The organism is Pseudolactococcus piscium, from assembly GCF_002441695.1.
Lineage (GTDB): Bacteria > Bacillota > Bacilli > Lactobacillales > Streptococcaceae > Pseudolactococcus > Pseudolactococcus piscium.
In genome coordinates this window covers 33,872-46,398 of the sequence record NZ_JXJW01000009.1, presented here as the reverse complement: position 1 = coordinate 46,398, position 12,527 = coordinate 33,872, and the positions used below count along the sequence as shown (strand labels likewise).

The 12,527-nt window shown below is 38.6% G+C and carries 15 protein-coding genes; 14 read left to right on the top strand and 1 reads right to left on the bottom strand.

Annotation, left to right across the window (positions count from 1 at the left end; translation table 11 throughout):
* Window positions 1-83: 83 nt before the first annotated feature.
* Window positions 84-359: an acylphosphatase gene (locus RU86_RS05465; RefSeq protein ID WP_096814419.1), complete on the bottom strand. Its 276-nt coding sequence runs from the start codon at window positions 357-359 to the stop codon at window positions 84-86.
* A 168-nt stretch (window positions 360-527) separates the two neighbouring features.
* On the opposite strand from RU86_RS05465, the gene RU86_RS05460 reads away from it, so the two are divergent.
* The 14 genes from RU86_RS05460 to RU86_RS05395 all read left to right on the top strand — a co-directional run bounded on the left by RU86_RS05460 (window position 528) and on the right by RU86_RS05395 (window position 12,488).
* A complete protein-coding gene (locus RU86_RS05460; RefSeq protein ID WP_096814418.1) occupies window positions 528-1,313 on the top strand; it encodes an NUDIX domain-containing protein in 786 nt (261 codons plus the stop codon).
* A gap of 114 nt (window positions 1,314-1,427) precedes the next feature.
* Window positions 1,428-2,204, top strand: coding sequence for a nicotinamide riboside transporter PnuC (gene pnuC, locus RU86_RS05455; protein ID WP_096814417.1), 777 nt, complete (start codon window positions 1,428-1,430; stop codon window positions 2,202-2,204).
* A gap of 145 nt (window positions 2,205-2,349) precedes the next feature.
* On the top strand, window positions 2,350-3,078 hold the full coding sequence (locus RU86_RS05450) for a TrmH family RNA methyltransferase (protein WP_096814471.1): 729 nt from the start codon (window positions 2,350-2,352) through the stop codon (window positions 3,076-3,078).
* A gap of 169 nt (window positions 3,079-3,247) precedes the next feature.
* Complete coding sequence (rpsD, locus tag RU86_RS05445) at window positions 3,248-3,859, top strand: 30S ribosomal protein S4 (RefSeq protein ID WP_047915155.1); 612 nt, start codon at window positions 3,248-3,250, stop codon at window positions 3,857-3,859.
* Window positions 3,860-4,339: 480 nt separating this feature from the next.
* Complete coding sequence (locus RU86_RS05440; protein ID WP_096814416.1) at window positions 4,340-4,882, top strand: hypothetical protein; 543 nt, start codon at window positions 4,340-4,342, stop codon at window positions 4,880-4,882.
* A 13-nt stretch (window positions 4,883-4,895) separates the two neighbouring features.
* Window positions 4,896-6,236, top strand: a complete 1,341-nt coding sequence (locus tag RU86_RS05435) for a hypothetical protein (protein ID WP_245810480.1) — start codon at window positions 4,896-4,898, stop codon at window positions 6,234-6,236.
* Window positions 6,233-6,538, top strand: coding sequence for a hypothetical protein (locus tag RU86_RS05430; protein ID WP_096814415.1), 306 nt, complete (start codon window positions 6,233-6,235; stop codon window positions 6,536-6,538). Before RU86_RS05435 ends, RU86_RS05430 begins: the two co-directional genes overlap by 4 nt.
* An 18-nt stretch (window positions 6,539-6,556) precedes the next feature.
* The gene (locus tag RU86_RS05425; RefSeq protein WP_096814414.1) at window positions 6,557-6,820 is read left to right on the top strand and encodes a hypothetical protein; all 264 of its coding nucleotides are present in this window, start codon (window positions 6,557-6,559) and stop codon (window positions 6,818-6,820) included.
* A 429-nt stretch (window positions 6,821-7,249) separates the two neighbouring features.
* Entirely contained in the window at window positions 7,250-7,978 is a 729-nt protein-coding gene (locus RU86_RS05420) for an AzlC family ABC transporter permease (protein WP_096814413.1), read from the top strand.
* Entirely contained in the window at window positions 7,975-8,292 is a 318-nt protein-coding gene (locus tag RU86_RS05415) for an AzlD domain-containing protein (RefSeq protein WP_096814412.1), read from the top strand. Before RU86_RS05420 ends, RU86_RS05415 begins: the two co-directional genes overlap by 4 nt.
* Window positions 8,293-8,416: 124 nt before the next feature.
* Window positions 8,417-10,411 (top strand): ABC transporter ATP-binding protein/permease, encoded by a 1,995-nt coding sequence (locus tag RU86_RS05410; RefSeq protein ID WP_096814411.1) that lies wholly within the window; start codon window positions 8,417-8,419, stop codon window positions 10,409-10,411.
* A 110-nt stretch (window positions 10,412-10,521) separates the two neighbouring features.
* The gene (gene truA / locus RU86_RS05405) at window positions 10,522-11,283 is read left to right on the top strand and encodes a tRNA pseudouridine(38-40) synthase TruA (RefSeq protein ID WP_096814410.1); all 762 of its coding nucleotides are present in this window, start codon (window positions 10,522-10,524) and stop codon (window positions 11,281-11,283) included.
* Window positions 11,264-12,043 (top strand): bifunctional hydroxymethylpyrimidine kinase/phosphomethylpyrimidine kinase, encoded by a 780-nt coding sequence (locus tag RU86_RS05400; RefSeq protein ID WP_096814409.1) that lies wholly within the window; start codon window positions 11,264-11,266, stop codon window positions 12,041-12,043. Before truA ends, RU86_RS05400 begins: the two co-directional genes overlap by 20 nt.
* On the top strand, window positions 12,027-12,488 hold the full coding sequence (locus RU86_RS05395; RefSeq protein ID WP_047915181.1) for an ECF transporter S component: 462 nt from the start codon (window positions 12,027-12,029) through the stop codon (window positions 12,486-12,488). The genes RU86_RS05400 and RU86_RS05395 overlap by 17 nt, the downstream gene beginning before the upstream one ends.
* Window positions 12,489-12,527: the final 39 nt, after the last annotated feature.

Below are 12,527 nucleotides of genomic sequence, written 5' to 3'. Positions count from 1 at the left end.
TATCTATATAAAGCATAAATAGAAAATGCAAAAAAGCACCTGATAAAGTGATTTAGGTTTACTTTATTGGGTGCTTTTTGTCATCAATTTAGCATATTAAAATCGTCAAAATCTGAGAAATTCGCCAGCTTAACATCCAGATAGTCTACGCGACCAAATGGTGCAGGAGATTTTCGAACGTCACTGATAAAGGTTTGAAGCTTTAGCTTGTCCTCTGATTGGGCCTCGATCGTAACGGAACCATCGTCTTCATTTTTGACAGTGCCCCTAATATCTAATCTCTTAGCCAGTTGATATGTCGCATACCGAAAACCGACGCCTTGTACGCGTCCAGTTACTGATAGCCTTACTTTATTCATGGCAAGTTCCTCCTATAATCATGTTCTCTTGATTAAAGTATACCAAAAGGATTATTTTAATGTGGGAAAAGACCTGTTATAGATAGCGTTCATATTATAAAATAATTAATTTGAAAAAAATACGCTAAATTAGTAGTAAAAATAATAAAAGTATGTTATATTCTTATTATGGATAACGACAAAACATATTACGAAACGCAAGCAAGTGAAGCAGACTACCTAGCATGGTACAAAACACAAGATTGGCAGACTTATGACAAACCAGCTATGACGGTAGATAACATCATATTTGCCTTTGATCCGTCTGATCGACAACTCAAACTGTTATTAGTAGAAAGAATGGCCCATCCCTTTAAAGATAAATTTGCCCTTATTGGTGGCTTTGTTGACCCTAGCGAGTCAGCAAAGCAAGCAGCCTTGCGGGAAACAGCAGAAGAGACTGGCGTCAAGATCACTGAAGACAATCAGATGTGGCAAATTGGTGCCTTCACTGATCCAAATCGAGATCCCAGACAGTGGATCATTTCTGTTGCACATGCAACATTTTTATCGCCATTTGTAGCTGCTCATGCAGGAGATGATGCTAAAGATGCAAGGTGGTTTACAGTTAGTAAAGATGAAACAGGCGCTATCATCTTTATCAGTCCAGACCTGACGATTGGTCTTTATGATCTAGCTTTCGATCATAAAGACATTATACTTGCGACTTTTAAACGGATCAAGGAAAGTTTAGATGTTACGCCAGATATTTTACATGTACTTGGAGATGAATTTACGTCTACAGATGCATTGGCAGTTTTAAAATGTTTCGATAGTAAATTTGAACATTATGCTACTGGAAACTTTTTTAAGACTTATGTTAAAAATAATCCAATCCTAATGGACACCGGGCGGTTTGAAGAAAATCCTCAAAGACCTGGTAGGCCAAAAAAAATGCTACGGCTTAGAAAATAACAGTTGGCGGCTAGTTAAACTAGCTAGGATTAATACAAATAAAATAGGGATTTGGCGATAGATCAATTCTGACTGTCATACTAGGATTAATCAGCAGATAAGATAGAGGGAAAAATGATGCAAACACAACTAAATATTTTAGGTATGGGATTAAAGAAGTGCTTTAATCCTAAGGCAATAACAGGTGAGTTAGGCTCACTATCCATTAAGGATTATCTTTTATTATCGATTTTATTAGCTTCTCAGGTCGTTGCCTTCTTTTTGTCAGGAACCTTTGATAGCATGAGTAGCTTATCACTGATTGTTGGTATCGTGACGATTGTTAACTTGATTTTGGTTAATCGAGGCCGATTGACAAATTTTACATTTGGAATTGTGGCAACGATATTTTGGTTGATTGTTGCCGCTAAGTCTCATCTGGTTGGTGACGTGTTTTCTCAAAGTTATTATTTGGTCATGCAGTTTATCGGGATTTATGCTTGGCAAAAGGATATGCTAAAAACACATGGAACAGAAGTAACGCCTAAAAATATGACACGAAGTAAAGTTATTTTAGCTATTTTAGGATTTGTCATCATTTACGGCCTTGTCTTATTGACTAGCCATCACTTAGGTGGCCAACAAATTGTCTTAGATGCAACACTACTTCCGCTTGCCATCGTGAGTCAATTACTGATGACTTACGGCTACCGGAGTCAATGGGTAGGCTGGATCCTAATTGACATCATTAATGTCATTATTTGGTTTAATGCATGGCAAACGACAGGTAATTCAGTATTTGGTATGCTGATCTTGCAGGTTGCTATGTTAGTGAATGCCTTCTATGGGGCTTATCTTTGGTTTACCAAAGACGTCTCATCAGATACTGAGACGATACCTGCCACTAAATAGTCTATCTATAGTAGGTAAAAAAGCAATCGTATACGGAATGAATAGCAGCAGTTTTTACTATATGATTATAGTAAAACCTGTTTTTTTCTTGCCTGTTGTAGAAGGTCTATTGACATTTATCGACTATCCAACTTATAATAGAGCTATGGAAATGATCAAATCTAAAGATAATGCACGTATAAAAAATGCAAAAAAATTGTATAAAAAGAAATATCGAACAAGCTCTTATTTAATTGAGGGCCGACACTTATATGAAGAAGCACTTAAAGCAGGTGTGTCATTTAAGCAAGTTTTTGTAACGGAAAAATTTTCTGATTTAGCAGATGCGATACTTGTTTCTGATGATGTCATGAAATTTTTGTCTGATGCTGAAACACCTCAAGGCATCATCGCAGAGGTGGTCATGCCTACTGTTGCGACACAAGATTTCTCTAAATTATTGATTTTAGAAAATGTCCAGGATCCTGGTAATGTTGGGACGATGATCAGAACAGCAGATGCAGCTGGCTTTTCAGCTGTTGTTCTGACTGATGGTAGTGCAGATAGCTACTCACCGAAAGTGCTCAGAACAATGCAAGGGGCACACTTCCATTTACCTGTCTTTCAAGAATCAGATGCACTAGCTTTTTATAACCGTTTGAAAGCATCTGGCATTACAGTCATTGCGACCACCTTATCTGATCAGTCAATTGACTACAGGACGCTGTCGAAATATGACAAATTTGCCCTCATCATGGGGAATGAGGGTGCTGGTATCCTACCTGAGACAGCACAAGCAGCTGATATTTTAGCCCATATCAATATGCCAGGCCAAGCTGAATCCTTAAATGTTGCCATTGCCGCGGGGATATTGATGTTTTCCTTGACAGACTAAGCATTTCATGATAAACTGTTAAGGTTGAGTTATGCAGCCGCGAGATAAGGCATCGTCAACATTTTCAGTGTTACCAAGTAACCAAAGCTGTGAGGCGAACTGAAAATGCACGAACCGGAAGCCCGCAAAAACATGCTCTTCAAATAAACTTTTTGAAGGAGACATTTACATGTCACGTTATACAGGTCCATCATGGAAACAATCACGTCGTCTCGGCGTATCACTTACAGGCACTGGTAAAGAAATTTCACGTCGTAACTACGTACCAGGTCAACACGGTCCAAACAACCGCTCAAAACTTTCTGAGTATGGTTTACAATTGGCTGAAAAACAAAAACTTCGTTTTACTTACGGTGTTTCTGAACGTCAATTCCGTAACTTGTTTGTACAAGCAACAAAAGCTAAAGAAGGAACACTTGGTTTCAACTTTATGGTATTGCTTGAACGTCGTCTTGATAACGTTGTTTACCGTCTTGGTTTAGCAACAACTCGTCGTCAAGCACGTCAATTCGTTAACCATGGTCATATCTTAGTTAACGGTTCACGTGTTGATATCCCATCATACCGCGTTGACGCTGGAGATGTGATTTCAGTTCGCGAAAAATCAATCAAAGTACCTGCAATCCTTGAAGCTGTTGAAGCAACTCTTGGACGCCCAAGCTTTATCACATTTGATGCTGATAAACTTGAAGGAACATTTGCACGTTTACCAGAACGTGACGAAATCAACCCAGAAATCAACGAATCACTTATCGTTGAATACTACAACAAACAAATGTAATCTCATAAAAGCGCTAACCCTTTATATAAAGGCGTTAGCGCTTTTTTTGTCCCCTTAACTCATGGCTCAGGTGGCGAGAAAATGACGATTGTATTTGTCGTTTAACTTTACCCAGCTACGAATTAACGAAGTTGGTTACCTGTTAAAGTCCAGAAAATGTTGACGATAACTTGCAAATAACATGAATGGGGAGCTAAGATGTCATTTTATCGTGCTAATTCACAAATTTTTTCTATTAACTAATTGCTAATCAGCAATTTTTCGATTAAATATTGCTGATTAGCAATTTTGATAAATTAAGTAATACATATGTTATAATTAGTTGATGAGTTAAGTTAAAAGTTTTTTTAATTTTCGGTGCCGTTAATGTGGTGATTTCTGTCGTCTATGATGGTACAAATAGTAGACCGCCCAAGGTGAAATTGATAAGCATCAAGTTCAAGGGTTACCTATTCAAGAGTGCTTAGAAGAGGTTTCAAAATGAAAAACAAAAACAAAATTTGGATTTGGCTGACCCTAGGCATACTTGTTATACTAGGGGCCATTGGAGGGAAAAGATATATGGATATGAAGACGCAAGAAAAAGACTATCAAGATGGCATTGCCATCATTCAAAATTATGTCTCTGACTATTTAGTCAAAAATTACGAAGGAATTGAAAAAATTGAATGGCAAGGCATTGGCGTTGAATACCGAAATTCACCAACTCATGGGGGGTCTCTTTTTGGCAATTATGTTGATACTGATGTTAAAGTATTTGTCACAGAGGATAAATACTTTATTATTAACTTTCTTTTAACAGAGGAAACTGACTATGACAGTGACCTGAAAAAATATGTGAAATTAGACTCATTGAATTCGCAGAATACGGATGTTGTTATTAATGGGGAATTAACTGATGCTATTAGACGAGCAGAATTAAAAACAGATAAACTAAAATTTGAGAAAATGAAAAAATCTAAGAATGGTAGCCCTACAGCTAAAGTAGTGTATAATTTAGAACTTCACGAATTAAAGTACTAGAAAGAAGAAATCTATGAGTAATGAAATCACCACAGAAGTACTGGCCAAAGCGATTAATAAAATTAAAAAGTCTGTACAAAATATAGCGGTTGGTTCTCCTGTTTTTTTGGAACTTCAAAACGGTAAATCCGAGTATAAACTCATCCACAAATCCGCCAGCAACGATAACAACCAGCTTAACGCCATGGCAATCGCGCCTGTTAAAGCCGATGGTAAGCCTGATTATGATAATGTTGCGGTCGTCTACGATGGTACAAATATGGGGAGTCTAAAAGGTGAAGTCGGAAAAGATGGCTTTCTAACTGCTGGACAAGCTTATGTTGGTGGTCTATCGGGTGAGTATGCGGCCGCAGAAAAGTTCTTAGCCCAGACACAAGCGAGAGTAGCGCAAAATAATGGGATGATTACTGATGTCGCGGGTTTCAGCCAAGCTGGTGGCTATATGATGAAGATGGCTGCAGAACATGGTCAAGTAAACGGCTTTAAAACGACCAGCTTTGATGATTGGGGAAGAAACCAATTTAACACATTGACACCAAACCAACAAGCATGGTTGCTGGCAAATCCATCTATGCTCGCTAGATATCAGAATGATTCTTTTGCGGACAATTCAGGTCGTGACCATAGCTATCGTCATGTTGGTGCTATTTCAGGAATCGGCGACCATAATACCCTATCAAAATATTTTGATGGTGATTTATTGAATCTAAACCGTTTAGCTGATGATGGCATTTTTGCCCCAAACATGACCAAAGCACAAGTAGAAAAGGCGGCTAAAAACTGGTCTAAAACCCATGAAGATTGGTATCCTTTTGTGAGTGTTTCGCAGAGAGCAAAAAACAGAGTCGAGATATACTTAGAGACTTACGGGATCTATACGACTGAAAAATTTAGTAAACAACTGATAAAATTGAATCAGTTAAAACGTGTTCTGTTTTCAAGTGGGGGCGGCCTATCAACCAATGAAAAAATTTACTTGGATAGCGAAGCAGCCTTGATTATCGCTGAGGAGGCAAAAAATGAATTTAAGCAGGCTACTGAAAATATTCTGAATGTTTATCGACAGGGCTTACAAGAAATCCAGGAAATCTGGCAGCGCAATGTTTATCAAGCAAGACAACGAGGTAGCATGCTGACAGACTGGGAAATACGAGACACCCAACAAATGGTGAACTGCAATCAACAAACAATTCTTGATGAAACGTGTCAATATTATGAAAAAAAGATAAGCAAAGTAACGAGGATAGAAACTGATTTCAGCTTGCTTATTTCTGAGATAAAAACAAAGATTGCGGAAGTCGTGCAAAGAGATAGGGACTTAGCTGGACAAATCAAAGGAGTACTATCATCATGATATTAGCAGACCAAATCATTCAGGATTATAAAATGATATGCCAACAACTCGAAAATGATGAAGACCTTGTAAAATCATTTAAAAGAACTGGCGAAAGAGAGATTGAGCAAGCCTTTAGAGAACTCAATATCTTTGAACAAAACAACGATGTTGATCCAGCAATTACAACCTGGATGAGACAAGAGATTTATAAGACACAAGACGCATACAATGAAACCCTTGGGTATGAACAAAAAAAGCTCCTACAAAAGTTAGAAGACAATGAACAAGATTACCGACGGAAATTAACACAAATGAGATAAGGTGATAGGAGGACCCCCATGCTAGACGTTCTGGAAAAGGCGCTTAAAGAGTTACAAAAAAAACTAGAAAAGATAAGTGTCATGCAGCTTGCAGTTGATACAAATAATGCTAAAACAGAAAGTAAAAAGATTGTTAAGCAACAAGTAGCAGCTGAAAAAGAGACGACAAAAACAGCATTAAGCAGTGCTAAGAGAAATTTAGGAAACGCGATTCAAGGAAAATTTGGTAAAAAAATAGATGCGGTATTAGAGAAACAGGTCAAGCTAATAGATCATCTTTAAATCACGCATAAAGCTGAAAAAGAACGACAAAAAAAGGCAATTGAAGTCCTAGGCATAGCAGCTATTCAAAAATCCTTAGAAAAGAGAATAGCTATTGAAGAAGTGAATCATGATGCATGCCAAAAGATGACGACCATTTTGACAGACACAAAAACCATGGTTGCTTATTGGGATAAATCTAGCTACCAAACGCCAGAAAGAAGACGAGCTAATTTTAAGGTAATCGTCGATAAAAGTAAGATGTCATGCCATAAAAGCGATAACCCTTTTATTATCAAAGCGTTGGCGCTTTTTTGTTTTCATAACTAGCAAGATAAGTCGTGCTTTGGCAGACAATTGTGAGGTGTTTTCAGAAAAAACTATTAATTTCTGAAGGCATTTTTTTCTGATATAATAAGACTACTATAGATTAGATTGGGAGTTAGCTTGGTGAACAAAACAGTCACATTTATGGATGGTATTAAATCAGCCATTCCAGTTAGTTTAGGGTATATTAGCATTGGGGCAGCATTCGGTATCGTTGCGAGTGCACAAGGCTATAGCATTTGGCAAGTTTTTTTTATGTCCACTTTTTTATATGCAGGTGCAGCCCAGTTTATTATCGTTGCCATGATGGCAGTCCATACGCCAATTTCGGTTATGGTTTTAACTATTTTTTTGGTCAATTTCAGAATGTTTTTACAGAGTTTAACAGCAACGCAAATTTTCCCTCACCAATCCTTGAAGTCGGGTGTGATGATGGGTACCTTAATCACAGATGAGTCATTTGGCTTGTTAACACTTGAGCATGCCAAAAGAGCTACTATAACCCCTATTTGGATGCATGGGGTTAATGTGATGAGTTATTTAACCTGGATTGCCTCGACAGTCATTGTTGCTGCACTAGGTAACTTAATCCCAAATCCAGAAAAATATGGCATAGACTATGCACTCGTTGCCATGTTTATCGGGTTACTTGCCTTGACCTTAGATTCTATGGTCAAGCATGAAAAATTGCCAGTTGTCCTAACAGTTGTGATCAGTGCGGTCTTACTTTACTTTTTTGCAGGTATTGTCGTGTCGAGTTATGTCGCGGTGCTAATCGCTACGATTGTAGGTGCTCTGATTGGGGCAATCATGACAAATCCAGAAAATAAGAGAGTAGGTGAGGGAGTATGATCTATTTTTATATCACATTATGTTTAGGCGTGATCGTCACTTGGTTAACCAGAATCATGCCCTTTCCTCTAGCTAAGGTCATCAAATTCCCCCCTTTTTTCAACCGATTTTTAACCTATTTATCTTTGTCCATGATGACAAGTTTACTGATTTCCGAGTTGCTCGTTTTACACCAGAATAGCTTGCCAACACTTGATGTCATGAGGTTTATAGCCATGGTTCCGTCATTTTTAATTGGCTATTTTCGAAAATCGTTAATGCTATCAGTCGTAACTGGTGTCATCATCATGGCAGGTCTACGCTTACTCGTTTAGGGAGGCAGTTAGTGATTAGTTACAAGAATGGTTAAAGATAAGACTTTAGACCCATGAAAATTTTCTGAAAAAAACTTACAATGAATTAAGACATAAATTTTAGGGAAAACAGAAGGGATTACGCATGTCAATTTTAGAATTAAAAAACATCAAGAAGTCTTACTTTTTAGGAAAAGAAGAATTCCCAGTTTTAAAAGGATTAGCACTCAGTTTTGATAAGGGGGACTTTGTCTCTATACTCGGCGAATCTGGTGGCGGGAAATCAACCTTGATGAATATCATTGGTGGTCTAGATCGCAAGTATGAAGGTGAAGTCATTGTTAATGGCATCAAACAAGCTGATAAAAAAGAAAAATCAATGGATGAATATCGACGAGATACTGTTGGGTTTATCTTTCAATCCTTTAATCTAGTTAGTTACCTCAGTGTCTTAGATAACGTCCTGATTTCTTTGAAGATGACGAATTTATCTCATAAGGCCCAAGTGAAGAAAGCAGAAGAACTGCTTAAACAAGTCGGTCTACTCGAGCATAAAAAGAAAAATCCAAATCAATTATCTGGTGGTCAAAAACAACGTGTTGCGATTGCACGGGCACTCGCAAATGATCCAGATATCATTATTGCAGATGAGCCAACAGGTGCGCTTGACTCACAAAATACGCAAGATGTACTTGGTATCCTATCAGATATTGCTAAAAGCGGTAAGACAGTCATTGTGGTGACGCACTCTCAAGAGGTTGCTGACTATGGGACACGGATTGTGCACCTAGCTGATGGTCAAGTTACCTCAGACGAAAGAATTAAGCCTTCATATGCCACAACTGAAAAACCGCGTGAGTTTAAAACAAAATCATTGTCATTTGGCGCTAAGGCAAGAATTGCCTCACAACATTTTCTAAACAATTGGAAACAAAACTTGATGATCATGATTGGTGTTGCAATCGGCCTATTCTCAGTGATGTTCTTCCTTGGCTTAGGAAATGGGGCCAAGGGCTACATGAATAAGATGGTGACAGATTTAGCGAATCCTAATGTACCGATTGTCATGAAGCGGATTACTGATGATAATAAAAAGACGAATGAAGCAGCTATGTCAGAAAGTCAACAATCCTTGGTCGCTAATACTGAAAAAACAGCTATTTCTGATAGCTTGACCAAAAAAGTTTCAGAGTTAGATCATGTTAAGAAGGTTGAAAAAGGCTTTACGATTGTCCCAACTGAAGCAATGGCCAGTGTAGGGACAACTAAAACACCATTCACGCAACTCCAAACTTGGACAGATGTTAATACGGATAACTCACTTCTAGTTGGTAAAAAACCTGGTAACAATGAAGTAGTCATACCAGATACCATCGCTAAGAAGTGGGATAAAACAAACTGGAAAAAAATTGTCGGTCAATCCATGGATTTGACTTATAAGATGACCAGCTCAGATGGCAAATTGGTAGTACTAACTCAAACTGTCAAAGTATCTGGTGTTGTTAAAGGCAATCCTGGTACAGTTTCGCTTAACATGAATTTTAAAACAACCCAAGATTTATTTAAAGCAAATGGACTCGTTAGCCAACCAAACTTTATCGTACCAACAGTTGATGATAGCCATAATGTTGACGCTGTTGTGAAGAAAATACAAGCACTTAAAACAGATGGTAAGAAAGATTTTGTTACCTTCTCACTTGGTGCAGTACTAAAACCAATTAATGACATCACGTCTATTGTGACGATTGTCCTTGCTATGATTGCGGGTATCTCACTTCTCGTTAGTTTGATGATGATCATTGCAACAACTTATATGTCAGTAGCTGAAAGAACCAAAGAAATCGGTATCCTTCGTGCTTTAGGTGCCCGTAAAGGTGACATCCGTTGGTTGTTTGTGATTGAGACGATTATCTTAGGTCTTGCATCAGCAGTGCTGGGTATTATTGTCGCACTAATCGGTCAAACAGTTGTCAATTCAGCAGTCAGCAATTTACTTGATAAATTCCATATTATTCAAGTATCTGCTGGTGCCATCATCGGTAGTGTGATCATTGCGATTGTTATCGCCTTGTTTGCTAGCTTGATGCCTGCTGGAAAAGCAGCCAACCTCAATCCGATTGAAGCTTTATCAAATGATTAATTGTATGAAAAAAGACTTGAGAAGGTCTTTTTTTATATGGTCAAATTGGATGAGGTCAATGCAATCCAATTGGCTGTTTCATTGTGTGGTGAAAATGATATAATATTGACATGAGACGATATAAAGCAATTATTGCATATGATGGGACGGATTTTTCTGGCTTTCAAATACAGGATAATGGGAGAACGGTTCAAGAAGAGCTTGAACGTGTTTTAACGCGCTTGTCATCTGGACAGGCCATTAAGATACATGGATCTGGCCGGACGGATAGTGGCGTACACGCTTTAGGTCAAGTCGTGCATTTTGACTTAGCAACAGCGCGTGATCCTGAAAAATTACGGTTTGCCTTGGATACACAGTCACCAGATGATATCAATGTGTTAGCAGTTGAAGCAGTCGACGATACCTTTCATTCGCGTTTTAATCCACATAATAAGAGGTATCAGTATCAGTTGACGACCTCTCGTGCACCAAACCCACTCACAAGACGGACTAGTTTTCATGTGCCAAAACTGGTTGCTCTAGATGAGATGATAGCAGCTGCTGATTTACTGGTCGGGACACACGATTTTACAGGGTTTACAGCATCTGGCGCGACAGTCGAAGATAAGGTGAGAACGATTACGGCTGTCACGATCATAAAGACTAGTGAGGATGAACTAAGTCTCTCTTTTTCTGGAAACGGTTTTCTGTATAAGCAGATTAGAAACATGGTTGGCACGCTGATTAAGGTTGGTTTGGGCAAGTGGCCCGCAAGTAGGATTTCTGAGATTATAGCGGCTCAAAATCGTGATTTGGCTGGGCCAACAGCGCCAGCACACGGCCTATGTTTAATGGAGGTCAACTATAGAGATGACAGAGAAACTACCTAAAGTATTAGCCATTTCGGGATCGGATATCCTATCTGGAGGTGGCTTTCAAGCAGACTTAGCGACTTATTCTCAGTATGGTATCTATGGGTTTGTCGCCATTACGTCGATTGTCACAACGACACAAGATGGAGATGGGTTTGTGATTACAGCAACAGCCTTATCGCTCTTTCAACAACAGCTTGACAGTTTAGTAGATATCACATTTGATGCCATTAAAATCGGCTTGCTACCGTCTGTCGAGATTGCGGAGCTGACGCTAGCTTTTATCAAACAGCATCAAGAGATACCGATTATTTTGGATCCTGTTCTAGTTTTTAAAGAGAACGCTGATCATGAAATAACTAAAATGAAGGCGACATTACTTGCCTTTCTACCCTATGTCACAGTGATCACGCCTAATTTGAAAGAAGCTGCTATATTGACGGGAATGTCTATTACTACCCCCGCTGATATGGTGACAGCAGCAAAGTATTTATATCAGTTAGGCAGTAAACATACGATTATTAAGGGTGGTAATCGGATGGACCAAAGTCTTGCACGTGATTTATATTATGATGGTCAGGTAGTTAAGACATTTGTGAAGCCACTTGTCTCAAATAATAATAATGGTGCAGGGTGTACTTTTGCCTCTGCTATCGCCAGTAACCTTGCTATTAGCACACCGATGGTAGCGGCGATTGAACAAAGCAAAGCCTTTACCTACCAAGCCATTCTTAGCTCAAACGAATATGGAGTATTTCAACATGACATTAACGACTAAAAAAATAGCCCCACTTGCCATTATTTCAGCCTTAACACTTGCAATTTCTTTGTTTCTTAAAATACCAATGCCGCTAACAAAAGGGGTTGTGACGGTACTTGATGCAGGGATTATTTTAACTGCTTTACGGTTTGGTAAAGCTGAGGGAGCAGTGGTTGGTGGTATTACAGGCCTTTTATTTGATATCTTGTCAGGTTATCCGCAGTGGGCATTTTTTAGTCTACTGATTCATGCTGGACAAGGCTATGTTGCGGGACTCAAGGGTGCTAAAACACTTTTTCTAGTACTATCTTGTGTCGTGATGGTAGGAGGCTATTTCTTAATCTCTTGGCTATTTTATGGCTTAGGTGCAGCGCTTGCGGACATGCCAGGTAATATCATTCAAGCTATCTTCGGTGTCGTTGTTGGCATAACGCTTGAACGCAGCCTATCAAGGGTAAAATAAGTTGCTGATTATCCCATATTATGAGATAATTTTAGGATA

What these genes read in the sequence shown, in the direction of transcription:
- RU86_RS05395 (WP_047915181.1), top strand. Translation starts at nt 12,027, where the DNA reads ATGACATTAACGACTAAAAAAATAGCCCCACTTGCCATTATTTCAGCC.
- RU86_RS05415 (WP_096814412.1), top strand. Translation starts at nt 7,975, where the DNA reads ATGATCTATTTTTATATCACATTATGTTTAGGCGTGATCGTCACTTGG.
- rpsD (WP_047915155.1), top strand. Translation starts at nt 3,248, where the DNA reads ATGTCACGTTATACAGGTCCATCATGGAAACAATCACGTCGTCTCGGC.
- truA (WP_096814410.1), top strand. Translation starts at nt 10,522, where the DNA reads ATGAGACGATATAAAGCAATTATTGCATATGATGGGACGGATTTTTCT.
- RU86_RS05450 (WP_096814471.1), top strand. Translation starts at nt 2,350, where the DNA reads ATGGAAATGATCAAATCTAAAGATAATGCACGTATAAAAAATGCAAAA.
- RU86_RS05435 (WP_245810480.1), top strand. Translation starts at nt 4,896, where the DNA reads ATGAGTAATGAAATCACCACAGAAGTACTGGCCAAAGCGATTAATAAA.
- RU86_RS05425 (WP_096814414.1), top strand. Translation starts at nt 6,557, where the DNA reads ATGCTAGACGTTCTGGAAAAGGCGCTTAAAGAGTTACAAAAAAAACTA.
- RU86_RS05410 (WP_096814411.1), top strand. Translation starts at nt 8,417, where the DNA reads ATGTCAATTTTAGAATTAAAAAACATCAAGAAGTCTTACTTTTTAGGA.
- RU86_RS05400 (WP_096814409.1), top strand. Translation starts at nt 11,264, where the DNA reads ATGACAGAGAAACTACCTAAAGTATTAGCCATTTCGGGATCGGATATC.
- RU86_RS05465 (WP_096814419.1), bottom strand. Translation starts at nt 359, where the DNA reads ATGAATAAAGTAAGGCTATCAGTAACTGGACGCGTACAAGGCGTCGGT.
- RU86_RS05460 (WP_096814418.1), top strand. Translation starts at nt 528, where the DNA reads ATGGATAACGACAAAACATATTACGAAACGCAAGCAAGTGAAGCAGAC.
- RU86_RS05430 (WP_096814415.1), top strand. Translation starts at nt 6,233, where the DNA reads ATGATATTAGCAGACCAAATCATTCAGGATTATAAAATGATATGCCAA.
- RU86_RS05440 (WP_096814416.1), top strand. Translation starts at nt 4,340, where the DNA reads ATGAAAAACAAAAACAAAATTTGGATTTGGCTGACCCTAGGCATACTT.
- pnuC (WP_096814417.1), top strand. Translation starts at nt 1,428, where the DNA reads ATGATGCAAACACAACTAAATATTTTAGGTATGGGATTAAAGAAGTGC.